This window comes from Allocoleopsis sp. (genome assembly GCF_036703385.1).
GTDB lineage: Bacteria > Cyanobacteriota > Cyanobacteriia > Cyanobacteriales > Coleofasciculaceae > Allocoleopsis.
In genome coordinates this window covers 13,523-36,505 of sequence record NZ_DATNPA010000027.1, presented here as the reverse complement: position 1 = coordinate 36,505, position 22,983 = coordinate 13,523, and the positions used below count along the sequence as shown (strand labels likewise).

The following is a 22,983-nucleotide window of genomic DNA, read 5'->3' as shown; positions in this document are numbered from 1 at the left end:
CTTAACTAAGAAATCCTTGGCCAGTAAATCTTGAGTCCACTTAAAGTGGGCTTGAAATATGAGTAAGGGGTTTGAACCCTTGGCAGATAATGCAACTTCATTAGCCAAACTTTTCCAGGCTACTCCTAACCGATTCCATCATTAGGTAAACAGCCAGCAGCGCAGCAAGCTCATTTAACGAGTATGGTGCTTATTGAGCGCTCAGGACTCGGAGAAATTCTAGCGGTAGACCATCGCTATCGGCAATAAAAGCCACTTCGTAAACCCGTGAACCGATCATCTGTTGAGTCGGTTCCAAAAGAACTTTCAGGGGTTGCAACGCTTCCGGGTTGCTGCTTGATGCTTCGGCAAAGCGTTCTTGTAAGTGGCTCAACCAAGTCGGGAGGTCAGTTACCGCATCGGTGAGATCGAAGGACAAATGGTAATACCCGACATAGTGTTCATCCCCAAAGGCATCGGGAGCAGGGCGTGGTTCGGGGATTTGAATGAGTTCGATTCGTCCTCCTAACCCCTCCATCCAGCAAGCGAGAGTGATACCCGCACTGAAGCGTTCACAGACGGTAAATCCCAGCTGTTCGTAAAATGCGATCGCACGAAAAATATCTGCTGTACGAATTGAGGCGTGATGCATGGGGATTGGGCAAAAGAGTTGAAAGTTGGCAAGTTGAAGGTGAGAAGGTTAGCCCTGTGGACAAAGTAGCCGATTAGCAAGAATCCAGGTTATGATGTTCAACCTTTCAACCTTCAATCCAGTCCCTTTCAGATTATGCCTACTCAAAGATTCGGAAGTAAGGATAACGCACGGGTATCCCTGGCTCTTTTTCCAAATCAAAATTGATGACTTCCCAGCAAGGTTCCTCTTGCGGATCGGGGCTAAATTCTACGGGTAAGCCATAAAGCCTGGGTTTTGCTGGTTCCGAAGGCGATCGCCAGGGTGTGCTACGCTCCAAGTAAGCACTCACTAACTCCCTATAACGACTGGCAATAATTACCCGCGTTGCTCGGTAGCCTTGAGTGTAGAGTCGATCTAGGGCTTCGTGAATTTCAAAGCGAATCCCGTCCGGATGTGTATGCTGCCGATACCACTCATCATTCCACTGACGCCAGTGACGCCCGGATTGTAAATGAATCAATTCCCCAGTTTTTGGGTCTGCCTCGAAGGCACCATGACGCGGACAGAGATAGGTATCGGTCAGGGTCAATGCCGGAATCATCTGACGGCAGTGAGGACATTGAATCTCTGAACCAAAGATGGGGTACTGCAAGCTTGAATTGATCATTACATACCTATAGCCGTCTTTACCCATGTGTGCTAATCCTGTGGCTTTATTATATCTAGGGATCTGTTTCCTTCAGAAGATGTTTTGCGCAAAGATATTCAATTAACCCTAAATTGTGAACGATCTCAATCAGCAATTCTCATTAACTACATCTTACTGGTCGCCTCCTGACCTCTCTCCAGCCGCCTTTATCGCCCCAAATGCGGTAGTTATGGGTCAAGTCTTAGTAGCGGCTGGAGTCAGCATTTGGTACGGTGCCGTTGTACGGGCCGATGTTGAGCGCATTGAAATTGGTGAGCGAACGAATATTCAGGATGGGGCAATTTTACACGGTGACCCTGGCAAACCAACCATTCTCGAAGACCACGTCACGGTTGGTCATCGCGCCGTGGTTCATTCAGCTTACATTGAACGCGGTAGCCTAATTGGCATTGGTGCCATCGTACTTGATGGTGTGCGTGTGGGTACAGGTAGTATTGTGGGTGCTGGTGCAGTGGTAAGTAAAGATGTTCCCCCCTTCTCACTGGTTGTGGGAGTTCCGGCTAAGCGATTACGCGACGTCTCTGAAGCTGAAGCCGCTGGACTGATTGAACATGCACGGCGCTATGAAAAGCTCGCTCTGGTACATGCTGGGAAAGGAACTGATGTGGGGTTTACCAAGCCTCACTAAGCCATCTGCATCCATTAGTGGACTGAGGTGAAGTGATGAACTTCTCCCACTCCCCCACTTTCTCCTGTAGTCAAAAAGCCAATTTCTTTCTCTGGCTCAATTCAAGAAGTCCTCTGGCAAACTGTGCCAATTTGCTTAAAAATGGAAAAATGAGAATAATTCAAAAAACTTCAAGCGTTAAGGCAAAGGACTAAAAATATGGACATTGATTGGCGTGTAGCAATAGTTTTGTCTCCTATCCTCCTGGCAGCTGGCTGGGCACTCTTCAATATTGGTGCAGCAGCCCTGAGACAAGTCCAGGGGTTTCTCAGTAAATCCTAATTCGTGCTGAGTACGATCTAGAAGAAGGCCAGCTGACCAACGACTCTAGACGGACAGCTGGCTTTATTATTGAGGAGTGTAGATGTTGGCGGATGGGATCAACTGTTTACCCATTTATCCTCAAGGGAATTCTTTTAATTGGCATTGGCTCAGTCCAAGTGGGTCAAGATATCTTGGTCGAGAACGACATCTAGACAGAACTCCAACCCAGAGCCTTTGCTACCTGAATCGCCAGGGTTAGAGGATCGAAGGGTTTGGTCAACACGGCCTTTGCCCCTAACTCAGCAAATCGGCGCTGTTCAGCCGCTTGTACCTTAGCGGTCAAAAAAACTACAGGAATATTCTGGGTGGCAGTATTTGTCTGTAGCTTGTGAAACGTTGTGGGGCCGTCCATCCCTGGCATCATTACGTCTAGGAGAATAGCATCAGGCTGCTGTGTCTCAGCTTGAGCCAAACCGTCGCTGCCGCAAGCGGCCGTCATTACCTCCCATCCTCCTACCGTCTCCAGGCAAAGTTGGGCGACTTCCCGGATATCATCTTCATCATCGATGACTAGAATTCGCTTTGTTGTCATTATTGATTTTGTTGTCACGTAGCTATGAGCTGTTAGCAATTAGGCAGAGGGAAGCTTTTGGGGTTTTCCTAGGATTACCATAGTTTATGCCTATGGTTAGGACATCATACTGAGTTGCAGCCTAACGTAGAATTTAACAAACCACAAAGTCACCCTAGCTAGGACGCTGAGGTGAGAGGAAGAGAGAGTGATCCGTTTGAATGCAACTTGCTCTCTTACTGCCGCCGTCTTACTCATTAATCGCGCTCAGGTTGAGTCACGATTCGGTTTAGTAAAGCAATCACGCGCTGCTCAAAGTGTTCAGGGGTAATTCGGCCTTTGGTGAAAAACTCCGTTGGCCCTAACGCCAAGCGATCGCGCTCTGCCTTCGTCAGCTCCTGTGCCGAATATACCACCAGTGGTACCTCGTGCAAATAGTCATACAGCCGCAGCCATTCCACTACTGCATAGCCATCGACCTCAGGCAGCACTAAATCCAATAACAATAAATCGGGAAGCACATGCTGACTCATGTGAATCGCCTCTAGCCCAGACGTGGCGTGATAAGCTTCAATCCCATGATGCTCAAACATGGTCGTCAGAACCCGCGCTAAATCTAGGTCGTCTTCCACCACCAAAACACGAGCTACCTGAGCTCGCTGCTTTAACGATTGCTTAATGGTTTCAAATAGGGTTTCCATCGTCGGGGGTTTGGATAGCCAGTTAGCGACTTCTGGATGGCAAGATTTATCCTCCTCCGATACCCAAGCACTGAAAATGATAATGGGAATATTTTTTGTATCAGGCTGTTCTTTGAGTAGTGCCATTGTCTCCCAGCCATTCATACAGGGCATGAGTAAATCCAGCAGAATCACGGAGGGTTGCAACAGCGTCGCCTGCGAGATCGCTTCCTCCCCTGAAGCTACAGTCACAACTCGGTAGCCCCGGCTTTCCAGCACTTGTTTTATTACCCCATGCATTGAAGTATCGTCATCGCACAGCAAGACTAGGGGAGACAGTGAGGATGGAGAGGATATGTTCTCCTCCACTTCCCTGCTCTTGCTCAAAACTGGCAGAGTGAAACAGAACGTACTACCCTCACCCAACTTACTCTCAACCCAAATGGAACCCTCATGTTGCTGCACAATGCTGCGGCAAATGGCTAAACCCAAACCTGTGCCGCCTTTATCGCGAGAATCTGAAGCGTTGACCTGTTGAAATCGCCCAAAGATGGTTTCGAGATTATCGGATGGAATGCCCCGCCCGCGATCGCTGACTTTAAAGAGTATCTGTTTTGATTTGGCAGCCAGGGGTACTGGGCTACAAGACAACGTAGAGTTAAATCGCTCCTCACTCCAAATCTCTTCTGCCCCTTGAAGTTCAGCAACGATCTCAACAGTTGTATTCGCAGGCGAAAATTTGATCGCGTTACTAATCAGATTGGTGAATACTTGAATAATGCGATCGCGATCAACTTGTATTTGAGCCTCTATCGGAGAAACAGCGAGAGTAACTCCTTCCTTCTGGGCCATTGATTGCATATCCTCTACAGTCTGCACCATCAGGTCATGGACGTTACAAACCTCTTTCTCCATTTGGATTTTGCCCGACTCGATGCGCTCAATATCCAGGATGTCGTTAATCAGCCTAGTTAGACGGTCGGTATTCCCGGCTGCAATTTCCAGCATCCGTTGTGCCTTTTGTGGTTGGGTGGTTAACAGTCCTCCTGCTACCAAACCCAGCGATCCCCGAATAGCTGTCAATGGCGTCCGCAATTCGTGACTGACGACCGAGATGAATTCATCTTTCATCCGCTCAATGGCAAGGCGTTCGGTAATGTCTCTGAAGGTGATCACCGCACCCACAATAGGAGAATGGATGAAGCGTTGTTGATAATTCTGAATTGGAGTTGAAGAATTCTCCGCCTCTGCCCATCTGCCCATCTGCCCATCTGCACCATTCACTCTTTGCCGCTCTCCCTCTCCTCGTTCTGTCATGGGAGTGGCAATGCATTCAACGGGGAAACTTGAACCATCTTTGCGCCAAAATACCTGATCTTTGAAGTGTTGAACTTGTCCCTCTTTGAGTACGGCATCAAGCAACGTCTCTTCCAGGTTACAGGGAGTACCATCTTCCCTATGGCACAACCGAGCAGAGATGGGCTGGTTCATCAGTTCTTCTACCTTATAGCCCAGCATTTTTGCGGCGGCGGGATTGACAAAGGTGATGTTGCCTTGCGCGTCTACCCCACAGATGCCTTCTCCGGCTGAATTTAGAATTAACTCGTTTTGATGGCGTAGCTGTTCTAGTGCCTCAGTGGCTGAGTAACGCTCTATTTCATTGCCAATCCACTGTGCCATCAGCTTCAACAACTCTTTGTCCACCGCGTTGAACGGCTTGCGTGAAGGAATATGGCTACAAAAACAGAGCACACCGTAGACGCTATTATTCACCACCACTCGCATCCCAATGTAGGTTTCCATCTGGAACCTGGCATAACCTGGATGATGACACCACTCGGACGCACTGGCGTGCTCAATGCAAAGCGGTTCTGACATCCGCAATCCCTCCAGGCAATACGACTGCCTGACATCAAAAACAGCACCAACAGCAACGGAGTTGTCTGGCGTCTGGACGGCGATAATCTCGTAGCGATTACCCTCCACATGAGCTAAAAAGCCAAAATCTAGACCAAAGTGCTGACAACCAATCGCTAACATCTTTTGGAAGCATTGGTTCAAGTAGAGTTGCCCCGCTGCTGTGACTTCGCAAAAAGACCGTAGCATGGTTTCGCTCTGTTGCAGTTCTTGTTCTGCTTTCTTGCGTTCGGTGATGTCGTTGTTAATTTCTAAAATTTTGACGGGGATACCGTACTCGTCTCGCTGTAATGCCCAACGACTGGCTACTATCAGGCGATAGCCATCCGCCCTGGTGTGCAGGAGTTCCCCTTCCCAGCGCCCAGAGCGTAACAGTTCGGCTTCGATATCCTCGATCGGTTGGGGGAATTGAGATTGCAGCAAGGTGCGGACATTTTGGCCGACGGCTTGCGCCCACGAATAGCCATACATTTTCACGGCCCCTTGGTTCCAAAAAATAATGCGATCGCTCAAGTCGCGTACCATAATGGTGTCGTGAGCCAAATCCAGCAGTTGAGCTTGGGCTTGTAAGTCTGCCTGCGCTTGTTTGCGATCAGTAATGTCCCGTATTAAGATTTGCACCGCTGGTTTGCCTTCGTAGACAATCCCGACGACGATGGACTCCACATCAATCATTTGCCCATCAACACGCACCATGCGAATTTCTGCTAGGGACGCCTGCTGCCCTTCTGCCTGAACTTGCTGAATTCGCTGTTGCACCAATTGGCGGTTAACGGGATGAATTCTGTCTAACAGGGGTGTGCCGATGAGTTCTTCACTTGCCGTTGCCCCCAAGAGTTTAACTCCTGCGGGATTGATGTAAGCAATTGTCCCTTTGCTTTGGACAAGGATAGTTTCCGGAGAAAGTTCCACTAACAAGCGATAGCGTTCTTCACTCTCTCGCAATGCTGTTTCTGCCTTAGTTCGCTCTTGTTGCGATTGAGCCTCTTTGAGGATAACGGATAAGTAGTCAGCCACTTCTATCAAAGTGGCAACCTCATAAGGACTCCATTGACGAGGTTCTGGTGAGTCAAAGCACACTAAGCCAACTAATCCGTTTGTATCGTGATGCAGCGGTACTTTTAGCAACGCTTTGGTACCTCTAGCAACCCACACACTAGCAAGGGGAGCTAGCTTGATGTCAGCTAAAATATCTGCCATGATTTGTGGCTGGTTTCGACGCAAGGCACTCAGATAGTCGGGTGCAGCCTTTAAATCGGCGACAAACCCTTGCAACGATTGCATCTCGGGTGGAGCGATCGCCTGAATCACTCTCAAAATCCCTTGCTCGTCAAGGGTAGAATAAGCAACGCGCAAATTTTTAAAATGTTGGCTCAGCTGTGTTAGTACGCGTTCAATGACTTGCAACGGCTGCATTCCGGTGGTGATTCCGGTTGATATGATGTTAATGAGCTTTAGGGACACTTGGCTTTCGTACAATCCCATCTCTGCTGCTTTTCGGACGGCAATCTCCTGCTGCAATTGCTCGTTAGCCTGAATTAATTCAGCAGTACGCTGTTGCACTCTCACTTCCAACTCGTCTTTGAGTTGACAAAGTTCTTCTTCTGCCTGCTTGCGAGAGGTAATATCCTGGATTGAAGTCATGCCACCGACGATTTCCCCTTGTTCGTTTTTCACGGGAACTGTGTGTGCGAGGTAAATGCGATCGGCATAGGGAATTTCACAGGTACTTGCTTCACCAAGCCGTGCTTTTCGATAAAGGGGTTCCAGAATTTCACTAGTTTGTGGCGGGAAAGACTCCCAAAGAGTCTTTCCTTGCAATAACTCATTAGAAAGACCAACTGTTGCTAATCCAGCACCCTCTGCCAGGGTATAGCGGAAGTTACGGTCAAATAAGAGTATTGCCCCGTTGGGAAAGTTTTGAGCTAGGGTTCGGTATTGTTGTTCAGTAAATGACAACGGTGTTTCCGGGGTTTGGCGGGCCGTGAAGTTATCGCCGTGAGAGGAATCGCTAGTATCCGTCATGTAGCAGTTTAATAATAGGACTTACCTAGTTAAATAGAGACATCTTTGACTCTTGTTTATACCTTGATAGTTAGCTTTCTTGCTGCATCATAATAGGTGACTTGATATTTTTTATTGAGAATTCTCTTATACGGGAATCTGAATCCGAAACTCTGTCCCTCGCCCTATCTCAGATTTACATTTCAACATCCCTTTGTGCTTTTCAACTACAATTTGGTAGCAAATTGCTAACCCTAAGCCTGTCCCTTTCCCTACTGGTTTAGTTGTAAAAAATGGATCGAATATTTGTCTTTGTTCGTTTTCTGTCATGCCTGCTCCGTTGTCACTAATCCGAATCAACACCTGATTCGGTTCTATAAATTCAGTACAAATACAAATTTGCGGAGAGAATGCAAAATTTTTGGCAAGACGCTTTCCCCTTACTTCATCTATCGCTTCAATTGCATTATTAAGGATATTCATAAATACTTGATTTAGCTGTCCTGCATAACACTCAACTGGGGGAATACAACCATATTTTTTGATGATTTTAATAGCAGGTCTGTCCCTTTGAAATTCTAGCTTATTTTGCAAAATCAAAAGAGTATTATCAATTCCTTCGTGAATATTTACCTGCTTTTTTTCGGCTTCGTCAAGACGAGAAAAGTTACGTAGAGACAAAACAATATTGCGGATGCGTTCAGAGCCATATTTCATTGATGACAGGATTTTAGGCAAATCTGATGCGATAAAATCTAAATCTAGATTTTTGAGTTCAAATTGAATTTCTGGCTGAGGATTTGGATAATTTTTAGTATAGAGGTTTAGTAAGTGCAGCATGTCCTGAATATATTGATGAGCATAGTTAATATTGGCATGAATAAAGTTGATGGGGTTGTTAATTTCATGAGCAACACCCGCAACCATTTGTCCGAGAGCAGACATTTTTTCACTTTGTACCAGTTGAGCTTGGGTCTGTTTCAACTCTTGCAAGGCTTGCTGGAGCTGGAAGGTTTGTTCTCTCAACTGAGCTTCCGATCGCTCCAAAGCTTCTTGTGCTCGTTTGCGTTCGATAAACTGACCGATATGGCTGCCAATCGCCGTCATCATTTTGAGCAAATCTTTATCGAGCGGATGAATTTCTTGGTTGAACAAGGTGATCACACCGAGAATTTCGCGATCGCTAGTAACCGGGAAACCAAAGGCAGCGTGTAAACCCTCTTTTTCTGCGATCGCCCAAGGGGCGGTGCCAGAGGCAATCGTAGCTTGCAGGAACAGATCATCCTCAAGGACATCAGAAATCCACTGGGGAGTGCCACTAGCCCAAATCCGACCCGGTAAACCAATTCCCGGTGCAAAGGTCATCTGCTTAGAGATTTCATGAAATCCTGCAATTGAGATGGACTCGACTTGCCAAGTGTCAAGGCAACACAGTAAAGTCGCCCCTCCTTGCTCCCCTACCTCCTCTATGCTCCAAAATTGACCGAGTTGCCATCCCAAACTCTCACAGAGGGCTTGTAAGATTTTGGAGATAGCGTCTTGAGTGGTTGCTGCTTGTTCCAAGACATGAGTTGTCGCCTCAAGTGCGTTGGTGAAGCGTACCAAGCGGTCTGTATTATTGATGGCTATTTCTAACAGGCGTTTACCTTGGTCAGATTTCGGGTCTAGTAGTCCACCGCGCAAAAGTCCCAATGCACCTCGAATCGAGGTCAACGGCGTGCGGAGTTCGTGACTGACATCTGAGGCAAATGGATTGGCTTGAGTGGGTGATACGTCACCTGAATAAGAAGCTTTCCTAGTCTCAGTTTTGTGATTGATGTTGTTATTCGTCATGTGCAGCATGTTTACATAAGATTTAATTAATCATAAATTTTTAAATTTTCAGTGTTATAAAATTAATTTTTACAAGCGTTTGAACACAGCCTGACTAACTGTAAAGATTATGCAAACTGTATTACAGTATGACGGATAGCTTTCTGTAGATTTATATGTAAGAGGTAACTCAATCTAGGCTTTAAGCACCAAGAGGATATTGAAATTGCATCACAAAGCCGAAGTTCTCCTGCCAGTGGAGGAACTTCGGAACTAGACCAGATTTGCCAAGCCTGGTGTGATGCGATCGCCTTTACGAGAATGGCGCGTTCCGCTTTCGCTAACGCACCTTAGCCGATTAGGATGATTGCCTTTTCCCTAGACCATTTAACTCTGTGTTTAACTCTTATTCGTGTTCGACCCGAAACACATTAGCGTAGAGATTGGCAAGAATCTGCTTTCCCTCTTGCGTTATCTCTAAGTGTCGCAATGCTGGCTGAATGTACGGATACACACCCTTCCAATAAAAGTTGGGATAGTTCTTCCTTAGATCGCCAGGAGTGCGGTAACCCAAAGACTTGTTCACGCCAGTTTCTTCAAACTCGTAGAATAAAGCAGGGAGTTTTTGCAAGTAGCGTGGATCGCTGAGCTGACCTATCAGATCGGCAGCTCTGACTAAACCTGGATAGTTAACAGTATCGGAATGCTCTCTGTCTGTTGGCACTGGGAAACGAGTCAATTCAATATTTTGCTTGATAGATTGGGCATCAATCAAATTGTGGAGGCCAAAGCGTTCCCTAATAAAAAGCTTTCCACGATCAACATGGAACGGAGTCAAACTGGCATCTGTGGAACCGAAAGGCAGCAAGATCATGATGTCTTCTAGGCCAGTAGCATACAAACTTTCGTCTTCTCTATCTTCTTGACAGACTCCCTTGACATAACCAATGTCATGACATAGCAAGGAAATGATGAAATGCAACCAGTCTTCACAAGAAACTCCCCCTTGGCGAAGATGTTTACCCCTTAGGATTTCCTGACCTACTAAACTCACTAAGATAGTGTGCTCGACGTTGTGATAAAGAGCATCGCTATTGGCAATGATTTCTAGAGCCATGTTTGCAGCCCAACCCAGAATATCGGCGTAATCGGGTTTGTGGCTGCCATAAGTTTGGCGGTAACCCGCTTGCAGGCGTTTAACACAGCTATTGATTAGCACTTCTGTAGGATTAAACATTTTGGTATCCTCTGCAAAAATTTAAGCTAAGTTGGTGAGTTAACTTAACCAAAACGGGCACTTGAATTATCGGGTGATGGGCTGGAGTTTATGTTTGACTTAGGTTGTAAGCTTCAAAACAATCAATCCAATTCTTTGTATATTTCATCATTATGGCTAAAATGTTAGTAGCAAGGAATCAAAAAAACTCATAACTTTGTCTAAGTGTTTATTTAAAAATGCAAGAAGCGAAAAGCTTGCTCAGTCAAAAACTCATTAAACCTCATGAAACCTCATAAAAAAACATCGGATTATTTGGAAATGCTCAAAGTTGAGCAACATTACCTAGTTTTATTCCAAGATGGAGTACTATAATTCTGGCAAAAGGTTTTTATCCAGAAATCAAAAAATTACTACTAAGAGTAAAGTACAGGAGAGCAGCAGTGAGTCAAAATGATTCTCAGGTCGTACCCTATTGGTCAAATTAGTACGTCCTCGAACTGATCTTAACAATCAGGCTTTTATAATATTTGTGATCGAGGTCAACCAGTCGAGCGATCTATCTCTCTTGTGATCGAGGTCAACAAATTGAGCGATCTATATCTCAATATAGATATGATTTAAAACCTTGATTTTAATAGCTTAGCTTTTATAAAAAGCAATTAAAAGAATAAAATTTTCGATCATAGCTTAAAAGAATGACTATATTTCTGAAAAACCATGAAAGCTGAAGATGCATTAGAATTTGTCGAGCAATTAGTTTATGCCAAACTAGGCAGACACTTGAATGATTTAGAGAGAAAAGTATTTCTTGGATCTTATGAAGGGAAAACTTATGAGGAAATTCATCCTCATAACCCTGAGTATGTAGAAAGATATGTTGGTTATAAGTTTTGGCAGAAGCTGTCGAATGTGTTAGAGGAAAGAGTTAATAAGAATAGATTTAAAGGAGCGTTAGAGCGAGCCATCAAGCAACAACTATCACAGGACAAGGTACTAGAGACGAAACAAAGAGTATTTATCTCACATTGGGCGCAAGAGCCAGATTTGACACTTGCGTTGCAATTGGGTGAAGCATTAAAGGCTGCTAAACACCAAACGTTTAGAGCAACTGTCGGGTCAATGAGTAGAGAAATCCCAACTCTGGGAGAAGACTGGATTGCTCAAATCGATGCAGAGTTGCAGCTATGTGACTACTTCTTACTGCTGTTGTCTCCCCAAGCAGCAGTTAGTGAAATGGCGATCGAAAAGTTGCGGCGGGTTAAGGAATTGTGTGGTTCCCGTAAAAATCACAAGCCTGTTGTGTTAGCGATTCGGGTTAATTGTTCCCTCAGTGCGCCATTGAATCATGATCTACGCAACTACCTTCAGGGTATTGGACAGTGTGAATGGAAATCGTCTGCTGATACTCCTACCTTGATTCAAGAAATCCTGAATTTGTTGGCAGATGGGGAAAGTGGAACCGGAGCTTTCGGGAAGAGGGGAGAATGGAACCAGAGCTTTAGTGAGGAGGGAAAATTTGGCGATAGAGAGAATGTAACACCATCAGCCTCGATGGCTCTAACCTCTTCATCGGTTGCTCTTGATAGTCCACCGCTCCCCGTCGCTGAGCCAGAATTGCCTAGTGGTCAAGTACGTCTCGCCTCTGCTTTTTATGTAGAGCGAGTTCCTCATGAAGCTCTCTGTTATAAGGAAATTTTACACCCAGGGGCTTTAATTCGGATTAAAGCACCTAGACAGATGGGCAAAACGTCTTTGATGGCTAGAATTTTATATCATGCCAAAGAGCAAGGATATCGCACAGTCCCGCTGTCCTTTCAACATGCTGATGCGGAAGTCTTTAGCAGTTTGAACCAACTTTTACAGTGGTTCTGTGCCCGGATTACTCGGAAGCTTCGCTTACCTCATAAAGTTGAGGATTATTGGACGGAGACTTTTGGAAGTAAAGATAATTGTACAGATTATTTTCAAGATGTTCTCTTATCAGATAGCGATAGTCCGCTGGTATTAGGTTTAGATGAAGTCGATCGCGTCTTTCAATACCCAACCATTGCTGATGATTTTTTTGGCCTACTGCGAGCTTGGTATGAAGAAGCTGGGTATGGAGACAGCAATTTGTGGGAAAAACTTCGGTTGGTAGTTGTACATTCGACGGAAGTTTATGTTCCTTTAAACGTGAATCAGTCGCCCTTTAATGTCGGCTTACCCATTGAGTTACCGGAATTTACCCGTGAACAGGTGCAAGATTTGACCCAGCGACACGGCTTAAACTGGACTTTAGCTCAGGTTGGGCAACTGATGTCTATTGTAGGTGGACATCCTTATTTAGTCAGGGTGGCACTTTACCACATGGCGACGGGACAGCTTACCCTCGATCAATTGTTAACTATAGCGCCCACCGAAGCGGGGCTTTATGGTGATCATCTGCGCCGACACTTGTGGCATCTCCAGCAGAATCCGGATTTAGCCGTCGCTTTTACTAAAGTGGTGACGACTCATGAACCTGTGGAATTAGAGTCTGTGCTGGCGTTTAAGTTACACAGTCTGGGTTTGGTGCAGTTGCAGGGTAACTATGTCACGCCCCGATTTGATTTGTATCGTCAATATTTTCGCGATCGCCTTTTGGGTGATGCTGTTCGCAAAGCTTCTCCAACAGCAGAAGACAATCCCTCAGGGGCAACCTAAAAAAATTGCTTCATCACATTTTGGACATTAGGAGTAAATGAAATGCCTTCTCCATTTCCAGGACTAGACCCTTACTTAGAAAATCCTGAATTGTGGTCTGAGGTACATCATCGGTTAATTACTGCGATCGCCATTGCTATAGCGCCCTCGATTCGTTTGGCTCTCCGTTGAGACTAGCCAGGGAATTTTGCAGAGAGCGGGAATTGGCGCTTTGATAGGAGTAGGAACATGGGTGTATTTACAACAGGATCTCTCCCAAGCTTGGCGATGGATGTTGGCAAGTACAGGGAGTTGCGCGATCACACTGGCTGTCGGCTGGACGATTGGGGCAGTTTTGCGCTTGCTCACCAGCTTATTTTGGTCTGAGGTCGTTGGTGTAACCGTTGTCTAGATGTTAGTGGCAGCCATGACTAAAGTTGGGCTTGGTCAAGTGGCTGATGGTGCTGCTACCAACAAGCTATCTGGCTAGAACTCACCTCAAACCAAAACTAACTTACGGCAAAAATTAAACAAGGGGGATAGCATCCATGACTGGGAATACCGTATTTTCGACGCACAGACGCACCATGAGTAAAGGGCCAAATCGAGATTATCACTACAAAGTTGGAGGGCATTTACCGCTGGAAGCTCCTAGCTATGTTGTGCGTCAGGCAGATTTTGAGCTTTATGAAGGGTTAAAGGCTGGAGAGTTTTGTTACGTCCTCAATTCTCGGCAGATGGGGAAAACCAGCTTGCGGGTACGAACCATGCACAAACTGCAAGCGGAAGGATTTGCTTGTGCGGCGATTGACTTAACAAAAATTGGTAGCCAGGATATCACTCCCGATAAGTGGTACAACGGGGTGATTAGAAGTCTGGTGAGAGGATTTAATTTATCGGACAAGATTAATGATCGCACTTGGTTGCGCGATCGCGAATACCTGCCTCCAGTACAACGTCTAAGTGAGTTTATCGAGCAGGTACTGTTGCCTTCTGTCAACCAAAAAATCGTCATTTTTATAGACGAAATTGATAATACGCTTAGCTTAAATTTTAAAACAGATGATTTTTTTGCCTTTATCCGTGCTTGCATTGAGTACGAGCAACTCACTTTTGCCCTGTTAGGAGTCGCCACCCCATCAGATTTGATTCAAAACAAAATTCGCACCCCGTTTAATTTGGGTCGAGCGATTGAATTGCAGGGTTTTGAATTAGAAGAAGCACAGCCTTTAGCTGAAGGATTGGCTCTCAAATCTAACAATCCTCAAGCCGTGCTGAAAGCCGTACTAGATTGGACAGGAGGACAACCGTTTCTCACGCAAAAACTCTGTCACTTCATTTTTACCTCGGAATCTCCTATTCCAGTCGGAGGCGAGGAACTGTGGGTAGAAAATTTAGTGCGATCGCAGATTGTTGATAACTGGGAAGCGATGGATGAACCCCCCCATCTTAAGACCATACGCGATCGCCTGCTGCGAATTGGGCAGCGTAGCCGTGGGCTACTCGATCTGTATCAACAAATTTTGGAACACGGTGAAATAGCAGCTACTGGTAGTCCCGAACACTTGGAATTGCGGCTGTCCGGGTTAGTCGTCAAGCGAGAAGGGAAATTAAGAGTTTGTAATCGTATTTACGCCTCTGTATTTAATCTCAGCTTGGTGAAAAAAGCGTTGGTAGACTTACATGCGGAATTTATACAGCTAGTCACCAAGCAAGAACAACGATTATTGTCGATGCTCAGTATGATGAAGGGAAAAGGCTTTGATGAACTCCTTCATGACATTTTAGGTTCCATTACTGTTAAAATCTGCGAATTAGTCAGTGTAGATCGCACAACCATTTTATTTGTTGATGAAGACCAAAAAGAACTATGGTCAATTATTGCTAGGGATGGTAGTAGTCGATATCCGGAAATTGAAATTCTAGCCAGCAAAGAGACAGAAGGACGCGTCACAAATTTCAAAAAATTGGTGAGTACACCATTTAATTTTCGTGAAGATACAGATAGTGGTGATGATAAGCAATGTAGAGTAAATGGTTACCATAATTACAATGAATTGCTTTTACCCATTTTAAATGAGCAGGGAGATTTAGTAGCAGCTGTTCAGTTACTAAACAAACTCAAGCCTATCAATAATCCTGCCGCTCCTCTGTCAGAAAGAATTGATAAACAAGGATTCACCTGCGCCGATCAAAAACAGTTTGAGGATTATGCTCCTTCAATCCGACGCGTTTTAGAACGATGTCAAGATTGTTATAAGCTTACCCAAAAGCTACACGCCGCAGAAGCACTCACCACAGCAACACGCTATCTCTCAGAAAGCTTGGATTCAGATGAAATCCTGGAACGAGTGATGGATGCCGCCAAAAAACTCATGAATGCTGACCGTAGTACGCTATGGCTTTTAGATAGAGAGACCAATGAGTTGTGGACAAAAATACCTTTTGGAGATGGTTCGGTTAGAGAACTGCGCATACAGGTTGGGCAAGGTTACGCTGGTAAAGTTGCAGCAACGGGTGAACCGCTAAATATTTCCTTCGATCTTTACGAGCACCCCGATTGTGGGACGGCAAAGAAAACTGATCAACAGACAGGTTATCGCACTTGTAGCTTACTGTGTATGCCAGTTTTTAGTCCTGATGGTGAACTACTCGGTGTTACTCAATTAGTGAATAAAAAGAAACTAGGTGAGTTTCCTGAATACAACCCTGCTGATTGGCCTCAAGCGCCAGAATGCTTTAAGGCAAGCTTCGATGCCAATAGTCAGAAATACATGGAAATCTTCAACGCTCAAGCGGGTGTTGCACTCCAAAATGCGAAGAAGTTTGAGAGAGTGAAGGAAGAGGCCGCAACTCATAAAGAAAATGTGGTCAGTCAAACCCTGGCTATGCTCAGTAGAGTCATGGAAAACGAGGGATTTGATGACGTTCTCGATGCGACCTTGCGATCGATGACCATAAGAATGGGGAGAGCGCTGAGAGCAGATCGGACAACAATTTTCCTATTAGATGAAGAAAAAAATGAATTATGGTCGATTCTAGCGGAGGAAGAGGATGAAGGAGAACGCTCTTTAGAGATTCGTATTCCTGCCGATAAAGGAATTGTGGGTGAGGTGGCATCCCGCAAGCAACTCATCAATATTCCCTTCGATTTCTATGACGATCCGCGCTCAGCTACGGCTAAAGAGCAAGACCAAAAAAATGACTACCGGACTTACACAATGTTGGCATTGCCGTTATTAAATGAGCAAGGTGGTTTAGTTGCTGTTGTTCAGTTACTTAACAAATTAAAGCTGGGGTATAAGCGAACAGCTTCTTTAGCTGAAAAAATCGACCAACAGGGCTTTACCAAAGCTGATGAGGAAAAGTTTGCGGAAGATGCGCCTCTGATTCAAATGATTCTGGAAAGCTTCCGTTCCTATCACAAAACAGCCAGAGCACAGCGAGTAGCAGCCGCGCTCATGGCAGCGACCCGTTCAGTTAGCGAAAGTAGTTTGGAACTTAAAGAAATTCTTCAACGGGTGATGGAGGCAGCAAAGAAATTGATGAACGCTGACCGTAGTACGTTATGGCTAATTAATTACAACGCTGGTGAGTTGTGGACAAAAATTCCTTTTGAAGACGGTTCGGAGAAAGAATTGCGAGTGCGAATAGGAGAAGGTTATGCGGGTAAAGTCGCAGAATCAGGCATACCACTGAATATTCCATTTGATTTGTATGGTCGTCCGGATTCTGAAACGGCGAGGAAAACTGATCAGAAAAGTGGTTACCGCACGTATAGTTTGTTGTGTATGCCCGTTTTTAGCCCCGATGGTGATTTGATAGGTGTAACTCAATTAGTGAATAAGAAGAAACCCGGTGAGTTTCCTGAGTATGATCCAGCAACAAATGGAATTGAAGCACCCGATCACTTCTGCATCAGTTTTGATGAAAGTGATGAAAAATATATGCAAATCTTCAATAATCAAGCTGGCGTTATTCTACAAAATGCTGAGCTTTTGGCAGAGGTGAAGCGGCAGGAGCAAACACTGCGAGGAAATCTTGGTTCACCATCAATGTGAAATCTCCAATCTTCTGTTGAGAGTCGGGAATGGGGAATAGGGACGACAAACTGGCTGCTTTAACGCCAGACTCGCCTCAAGTTCAGAACAAACCCAGGCAGTACATCCTCACCGGATAACTCGGTGGGATGTTCTAACACTTCCACCTCGACTCCTGGTCGATGAATTTCCACCCGTCGGTTCTGCGGGTCGATTAACCACCCTAAGAGCGCCGCGTTGTCGATGTATTCCTGCATCTTGGCTTGTAGTTTGATGAGGCTGTCTGATTCGGAACGCAATTCGACAACAAAGTCTGGACAAAGCGGCACGAAGCCTTTTCGCTGTTGGGGGGTAAGTGCTTCCCAGCGTTCTCGCCTCACCCAGGATGCATCGGGGGAACGGTCAGCTCCATTGGGAAGTCTAAACCCAGTTGAGGAGTCAAAGGCTTCCCCTAAGTCTTCGTGTTCTTCGTACCAGCGATCAAGTTGTCCGGTGATGCTGCGATTGCGTGCGCCCGATTCGCCTCCTATAGGGGGATTCACAATTAATTCTCCTTGTGGTGTGCGTTCTAGCCGTAAGTCCCGATTCGCGATGGAGAGCGCCTCGAATTGTTCGGGAGTGACATACAAAGCGATCGCACTGGGTAGTTCGATGGAGATAGTTTCCGGATTCGTGGGTGTTTGTACCATCGTTACCTCACAGAAAGCTATGACATGCAGGGCAGGCGAGATACCTATGCATAATAGATAAGATGTCTGTCCAAGAAAGCCCTTATCTCCTCCACCAGCCACTCTTGCTCCGGCTGTTTCAGAAGTAAGCCAAAATTACACCGACGCCGCCCTACTCCGCCGACTATAATCTGTTTTTTATTCCGCAGCAAACCTATACGACTGAGTTTTACCTGAGATATATCTGGGACTTGTATCTGCATTTTTTGAAAAATTGACCACCCCCGCTTTATCCGGAAATGCTTCCGGTCAATCTCGATGCGTATGGGAGCTACCGCGTCCGATAAAACATTTAGTATTGGCAACCCAATAGAGTAAGGTACAAACAACATAACCAAATAAACAACGGATACCAGAGCCACTTGCAAGTAAACTGAAGTTAAAACATAGCCAAATACCTCTTCAATGGATTGAAGATACGGAAACAGTGGTATCCAGCAGAATGGCAACAGCAGGAAAACCCACTCAACTAGCAACAACAGCAATGAGATACCCTTCATTACTAGGGTGGGGATGCGGAACGCAAAAAGTCGGCGGCTGTAATTGCTGCGTAGCCATAACGGTGGAATCTCTATTACCAAACGCTCCTCAGTCTTGGTTAATGTGATAGAACTATCTTTCGGTTTGGTGGATACTGAATAACTGGGAAGCATCCGTTCACCCAGCACCACGGCTAAGGCTTCCTTGGCACAGGAGAATCGATATTCGATCGCAGGTTCAATCATCCTCTCCAACCAGTCCGCAAAGGGTTTGGATACACAGACGCGGGAGCGGAAATCAATCTTGAGCTTGCGCTGGGGCAAATCAGCCGGTGATTGTCCCGTCAATAGGAACAGTAACGTGGTTCCTAAACCATACAAATCCGTTGCCGGAACAGCTTGCCCCCGGAACTGTTCTGGAGCCATGTAACCGTAAGTTCCAACAACTGTACTGCCTCTGGTAATGGTATTGCGATAGGTGTCCTGCACTGCACCAAAATCTACCAGGAACACCTGCCCATCTTCTCGCCGCAGAATGTTTTGTGGCTTAATATCTCGGTGAATGATAGGCGGGGTAAGCTCGTGTAAGTAAACTAAGATTTCTAAGATTTGAGTCGCTAAATGCCGCACTTGAGCTTCATCCGGATGCCAGCCACTGCTGACTAACTTATCAAGGGACTTCCCCGGAGCCAGTTGTTGAACGATGTAGAAAGCACGATTGCGATCGCCCTCCACCTGGAAGTAGTCTAGGTAACGAGGGATAGCTGGGTGATTTAACACAGAGAGAATCCGAGCTTCTCGTTCAAACAACTCTAGAACTTTCCAGTCAGCCATCTGGTGAAGTGACAGCGCTTTGAGGGCTACTGGCTGACCCGTTTGTACATCTTCTGCTGCATAGGTAATCCCAGTTCCTCCCAGCCCCAAAGTATCTCTGATACGGTAGCGTTGAGCAATAATATCTCCGGGTTGGTGCAGTCGTTCCATAGTATTTCCCCTGGCAAATTGTCAGTTTTGTTAGCCTTTACTCTGTCCCAGAGTGGCGCTTGAGGAGTTCAACCGCGTCTACATAGCCATTTCTGGCTACTCGAAGGGGAGTAAAGCCCTGCTTGTCTCTAGCATTGACATCTGCGCCCTTGGCAATCAACAACTCGATTAAGTCCATTTTGTGTTCCTCGTCCTCTCGCTGTTCCAACACCTGGTGCAGCGGAGTTCGACCCTGGTTATCCCTGGCATTAACATCTGCCCCTTTGGCTATTAGTAGCTCTGCTGATTTCAAACGAGGTTTAAAACGAGGTTTAAAACTCCGACTTGCCCAGTGCAACGGGGTTCCACCCTCGTTATCCCTGGCATTGACATCTGCCCCATTGGCGATTAAAAGTTCTGCCAAGCCCGTCCACTCAGACCATCCAGAGATATGCTTCTGATTCTCGAAGCCCTTAGCTTTGTAATAAGACCCTTTACCCCTTATCGCTAGGTCGGATACGGCCAAGTGGAGCAGGGTTATACCCTCGCTATCCTTAGCATTGACATCAGCTCCTTGGGCGAGTAGAAGTTTTGTGACATCAGCTCCTTGGTCGAGCAGCAGTTGTGCCGCCTCTCTTGTTTCTATTCTGATCATCCAGGTTGTGTGCAGTGGAGTGCGACCCTGGGTGTCTTTAGCGTGGATATCTGCCCCATGAGCAATCAAGAGTTCTGCTACTTCCCCAGTAGAGGCTGTATGTAGTGGAGTGCGACCCTGGTTGTCTTTAGCGTGGATATCTGCCCCATGAGCAATCAGGACTTCTGCTACTTCCTCAGTAGAGGCTGTATGTAGTGGAGTACGACCCTGGGTGTCTTTAGCGTGGATATCTGCCCCATGAGCAATCAGGACTTCTGCTACTTCCCCAGTAGAGGCTGTATGTAGTGGAGTGCGACCCTGGTTGTCTTTAGCGCGAACATCTGCCCCACGAGCAATCAGGACTTCTGCTACTTCCCTGGAAGAGGCTGTATGTAGCGGAGTTTGACCCCAGCTATCCTTGACATTAACAGATGCCCCATGAGCAATTAGGACTTCTGCTACCTCCTTGGAGGCAGCGGTATACAGCGGAGTACGCTTCGATTCGTCTCTGGCATTAACATCTGCTCCACGGGCAAACAGCATCTCGGCCACCTCTTTTGAACCCGCCCAGTGTAGTAAGGTTTGCTGCTGATACAGACCAAACAGACCTTTGAAACGAACATCAATCCCTTGATTGAGATAATACCTAACCGCCTCAACGTCTCCCTGTTCGACTGACTCGTATACTCCTGTTGGTATGGCTCCAAGAGAGATTAATAGGCGGTCTTTGAAGTAATTCGCTACAGTAACGGCAGCAACAGCAGCAATTCCCACGCCGACGATCGCTCTCCACCTTACCGATGAATGTCTTCGAGTTGTAATCATCCGCCTATCGCGCAGCGCTGCCAGAGCTTCTTTTGCCGACGAAAACCTATCGTCCACATCTGGTTCCAGCATCTTCTCCAACCAGTTGGCAAAATGCTCAGAAATCTGTACGCGGGAACGGAAATCAATTTTCAGCTCATGAGTTGGTAAATCAGCGGGTGAGCGATGTGTCAGCAGGAACAGTAATGTTGCCCCTAAACCGTATAAATCTGTTGCCGGAACTGCTTGTCCCCGGAACTGTTCGGGAGCCATGTAGCCGTAGGTGCCGACGACTGTACTGCTTCGCATAAAGGTGCTGTAATAGGTATCCTGCACTGCACCAAAATCAACCAAGAATACCTGTCCATCTTCTTGGCGAATAATATTTTGTGGTTTAATATCCCGGTGGATGACAGGGGGGTCAAGCGAGTGCAAATAGACAAGAATTTCCAAAATTTGCATCGCTATCTGTTGAACGTCCCGTTCATTGGTACGCCAGCCATTCTCTACCCATGCGGCTAATGATTTCCCCGGAGCCAGTTGTTGGACAATGTAGAAAGTACGGTCTTGAGGTGTGTCTGTATGGAAGTGGTTCAGGTAACGCGGAATACCGGGATGATTAAGTTGAGCCAGGACACGGGTTTCTCGTTCAAAGAGTTCTATCGGCTTCCAGTCCCTTATGTAGCGCAGTGACAACGCTTTCAGCGCTACTGGCTGACTGTTTTGTGAGTCCTCGGCAAGGTAGGTCGTCCCACTGCCACCCGCCCCTAAACGGTCTACAATGCGATATCGTTGGGCAATCATCTCTCCCGGTTCGTGCAGCAGTTCCATAGAGCCTTCCCTGCTTGAGGTTGTACCCTGATCTGTATATCTAGCTGTAGTAGTTATCGCCTTTTTCTAGGCTATTTATGCAAGAAGTTTAAAGCCCAATGAACAATGTTTCTGGGAAATGTTGCAGCATTTATAAGTAACGTTGAAGCCAACCTGGGAAACTTTAAAGCGTTGTTTATTAATGTTGAAGCGTTTATAAGTATCCCTCGAACACTTCTGGGAAATGTTCGAGGTTGAGCTATGTATGGACAGCAGTTGCGGCGGCAGAGTGCGATCGCAATTAAATAATAAGCGATCGCACCTCCAAGTACTCCCATCCTGCTTCAGATGGAACGATTGCCCCTTCCAGCCAACCGTAACTATAAGCCAATCTATAAATTAATCGTAAATTCCTTCCCCCAAAGGCTAACTACTACCCAGTAGTGTCCATGCTTGCTGAATATTGGCGCGAACGGATTCGGCAGAGGTATGGAGAGCCTCACGTTCCGCATCTGTGAGGTTGATTTCTAAAACTTTTTCGACGCCGCGACACCCTAACTGGATGGGAACCCCGATGAATATATCATTTAAACCGTATTCGCCTTGCAGGTAGGCGGATGCGGGTAACTGCCGCGATTGGTTGTTGATTATCGCTTCTACCATTAAGCAGGTGGAAGAGGCTGGGGCAAAATAGGCACCCCCTGTCTTCATGAGTCCGACAATCTCTCCTCCACCGTTGCGAGTCCGGTCTACCAACCGTTCAATGGTGGCAGCGTCCATCAGTTCAGTAATGGGAATTCCGTTGACGGTGGAGTAGCGAGGCAAGGGAACCATTAAATCGCCATGTCCTCCCAGCACCAAGGCGTTAACATCTCTGGGAGAAACGCCGAGTTCCATCGCAATGAAGGTTTGGAACCGAGCGGAGTCGAGAACGCCTGCCATACCCATGACTCGGTTAGGGGGGAGTTTGGTCGTTTTCCAGGATAGATAGGTCACAACATCCAGGGGGTTAGAGACGAGGATGAAAATGGCGTCTGGAGATTGTGCGATCGCTTTTTCCGATGCTTCTACTACAATCTTGGCATTGATCTTCAGCAGATCGTCCCGCGTCATGCCCGGTTTGCGGGGAATTCCCGCTGTGATTACTACAATATCAGAACCCACCGTATCAGCGTAGTCATTGGTACCGATAATCTGGCGATCGTTACGTTCAATGGGTTGTGCCTCCATCAAATCCAGGGCAATCCCTTGAGGCATCCCTTCGACAATGTCGAGTAAAACTACGTCTGCCAGATTTTTCTCAAAAATCCGTTGAGCCAGAGTACTCCCTACTTTACCGCCGCCAATGACTGATACGCGGCGACTTTGACATAAAATTGAGGAATTAGGAGTCGATGTCATAATTGAA

Annotated in this window: 15 protein-coding genes and 1 pseudogene; 6 read left to right on the top strand and 10 right to left on the bottom strand. The window is 46.3% G+C overall.

Features of this window, described 5'->3' with window-relative positions; genetic code table 11:
- Positions 1-190: 190 nt before the first annotated feature.
- Both V6C93_RS01490 and V6C93_RS01485 read right to left on the bottom strand, forming a co-directional pair.
- Entirely contained in the window at positions 191-631 is a 441-nt protein-coding gene (locus tag V6C93_RS01490; RefSeq protein ID WP_333474868.1) for a VOC family protein, read from the bottom strand.
- Between the two features lie 139 nt (positions 632-770).
- Entirely contained in the window at positions 771-1,280 is a 510-nt protein-coding gene (locus tag V6C93_RS01485; protein ID WP_333474867.1) for a TIGR02652 family protein, read from the bottom strand.
- Between the two features lie 115 nt (positions 1,281-1,395).
- Here V6C93_RS01485 and V6C93_RS01480 point away from each other — a divergent pair, with 115 nt between their 5' ends.
- The gene (locus tag V6C93_RS01480; protein WP_333474866.1) at positions 1,396-1,950 is read left to right on the top strand and encodes a gamma carbonic anhydrase family protein; all 555 of its coding nucleotides are present in this window, start codon (positions 1,396-1,398) and stop codon (positions 1,948-1,950) included.
- 198 nt (positions 1,951-2,148) lie between these two features.
- On the top strand, positions 2,149-2,271 hold the full coding sequence (locus V6C93_RS01475) for a photosystem II protein Y (RefSeq protein WP_015183618.1): 123 nt from the start codon (positions 2,149-2,151) through the stop codon (positions 2,269-2,271).
- Positions 2,272-2,461: 190 nt separating this feature from the next.
- Here V6C93_RS01475 and V6C93_RS01470 read toward each other — a convergent pair whose 3' ends face one another.
- From V6C93_RS01470 to V6C93_RS01455, 4 genes are all read right to left on the bottom strand, one after another.
- Positions 2,462-2,845 (bottom strand): response regulator, encoded by a 384-nt coding sequence (locus V6C93_RS01470; protein WP_333474865.1) that lies wholly within the window; start codon positions 2,843-2,845, stop codon positions 2,462-2,464.
- Between the two features lie 236 nt (positions 2,846-3,081).
- The gene (locus V6C93_RS01465; RefSeq protein ID WP_333474864.1) at positions 3,082-7,446 is read right to left on the bottom strand and encodes a PAS domain S-box protein; all 4,365 of its coding nucleotides are present in this window, start codon (positions 7,444-7,446) and stop codon (positions 3,082-3,084) included.
- A 126-nt stretch (positions 7,447-7,572) separates the two neighbouring features.
- Positions 7,573-9,258 carry an ATP-binding protein gene (locus V6C93_RS01460; RefSeq protein WP_333474863.1) on the bottom strand — a complete coding sequence of 562 codons (1,686 nt, stop codon included), beginning with the start codon at positions 9,256-9,258 and terminating at the stop codon, positions 7,573-7,575.
- Positions 9,259-9,643: 385 nt separating this feature from the next.
- Entirely contained in the window at positions 9,644-10,474 is an 831-nt protein-coding gene (locus tag V6C93_RS01455) for an Npun_R2479 family HD domain-containing metalloprotein (RefSeq protein WP_333474862.1), read from the bottom strand.
- A 699-nt stretch (positions 10,475-11,173) separates the two neighbouring features.
- Between V6C93_RS01455 and V6C93_RS01450 the strand changes: the two genes are divergently transcribed.
- The 4 genes and pseudogenes from V6C93_RS01450 (at position 11,174) to V6C93_RS01435 (ending at position 17,178) form a co-directional block, all read left to right on the top strand.
- Entirely contained in the window at positions 11,174-13,138 is a 1,965-nt protein-coding gene (locus V6C93_RS01450; RefSeq protein WP_333474861.1) for an AAA-like domain-containing protein, read from the top strand.
- Positions 13,139-13,180: 42 nt separating this feature from the next.
- Positions 13,181-13,294, top strand: a pseudogene (locus V6C93_RS01445) (DUF4058 family protein); the annotation flags it as partial.
- Positions 13,295-13,370: 76 nt separating this feature from the next.
- On the top strand, positions 13,371-13,529 hold the full coding sequence (locus V6C93_RS01440; protein ID WP_333474859.1) for a hypothetical protein: 159 nt from the start codon (positions 13,371-13,373) through the stop codon (positions 13,527-13,529).
- A 175-nt stretch (positions 13,530-13,704) separates the two neighbouring features.
- Positions 13,705-17,178, top strand: coding sequence for a GAF domain-containing protein (locus V6C93_RS01435; protein ID WP_333474858.1), 3,474 nt, complete (start codon positions 13,705-13,707; stop codon positions 17,176-17,178).
- A gap of 59 nt (positions 17,179-17,237) precedes the next feature.
- Here the strand turns inward: V6C93_RS01435 and V6C93_RS01430 are convergent, their stop codons facing one another.
- From V6C93_RS01430 to mdh, 4 genes are all read right to left on the bottom strand, one after another.
- Positions 17,238-17,846 (bottom strand): Uma2 family endonuclease, encoded by a 609-nt coding sequence (locus V6C93_RS01430; protein ID WP_333474857.1) that lies wholly within the window; start codon positions 17,844-17,846, stop codon positions 17,238-17,240.
- 44 nt (positions 17,847-17,890) lie between these two features.
- A complete protein-coding gene (locus tag V6C93_RS01425; protein ID WP_333474856.1) occupies positions 17,891-19,348 on the bottom strand; it encodes a serine/threonine-protein kinase in 1,458 nt (485 codons plus the stop codon).
- 37 nt (positions 19,349-19,385) lie between these two features.
- A complete protein-coding gene (locus V6C93_RS01420) occupies positions 19,386-21,596 on the bottom strand; it encodes an ankyrin repeat domain-containing protein (RefSeq protein WP_333474855.1) in 2,211 nt (736 codons plus the stop codon).
- 405 nt (positions 21,597-22,001) lie between these two features.
- Entirely contained in the window at positions 22,002-22,976 is a 975-nt protein-coding gene (mdh, locus tag V6C93_RS01415) for a malate dehydrogenase (RefSeq protein WP_333474854.1), read from the bottom strand.
- Positions 22,977-22,983 lie beyond the last annotated feature (7 nt).

Excerpts from the sequence above, each read along its gene's own strand:
- V6C93_RS01460 (WP_333474863.1), bottom strand. The coding sequence starts at position 9,258 with ATGACGAATAACAACATCAATCACAAAACTGAGACTAGGAAAGCTTCT.
- V6C93_RS01490 (WP_333474868.1), bottom strand. The coding sequence starts at position 631 with ATGCATCACGCCTCAATTCGTACAGCAGATATTTTTCGTGCGATCGCA.
- V6C93_RS01465 (WP_333474864.1), bottom strand. The coding sequence starts at position 7,446 with ATGACGGATACTAGCGATTCCTCTCACGGCGATAACTTCACGGCCCGC.
- V6C93_RS01470 (WP_333474865.1), bottom strand. The coding sequence starts at position 2,845 with ATGACAACAAAGCGAATTCTAGTCATCGATGATGAAGATGATATCCGG.
- V6C93_RS01450 (WP_333474861.1), top strand. The coding sequence starts at position 11,174 with ATGAAAGCTGAAGATGCATTAGAATTTGTCGAGCAATTAGTTTATGCC.
- V6C93_RS01430 (WP_333474857.1), bottom strand. The coding sequence starts at position 17,846 with ATGGTACAAACACCCACGAATCCGGAAACTATCTCCATCGAACTACCC.
- mdh (WP_333474854.1), bottom strand. The coding sequence starts at position 22,976 with ATGACATCGACTCCTAATTCCTCAATTTTATGTCAAAGTCGCCGCGTA.
- V6C93_RS01435 (WP_333474858.1), top strand. The coding sequence starts at position 13,705 with ATGAGTAAAGGGCCAAATCGAGATTATCACTACAAAGTTGGAGGGCAT.
- V6C93_RS01475 (WP_015183618.1), top strand. The coding sequence starts at position 2,149 with ATGGACATTGATTGGCGTGTAGCAATAGTTTTGTCTCCTATCCTCCTG.
- V6C93_RS01485 (WP_333474867.1), bottom strand. The coding sequence starts at position 1,280 with ATGATCAATTCAAGCTTGCAGTACCCCATCTTTGGTTCAGAGATTCAA.
- V6C93_RS01420 (WP_333474855.1), bottom strand. The coding sequence starts at position 21,596 with ATGGAACTGCTGCACGAACCGGGAGAGATGATTGCCCAACGATATCGC.
- V6C93_RS01425 (WP_333474856.1), bottom strand. The coding sequence starts at position 19,348 with ATGGAACGACTGCACCAACCCGGAGATATTATTGCTCAACGCTACCGT.
- V6C93_RS01455 (WP_333474862.1), bottom strand. The coding sequence starts at position 10,474 with ATGTTTAATCCTACAGAAGTGCTAATCAATAGCTGTGTTAAACGCCTG.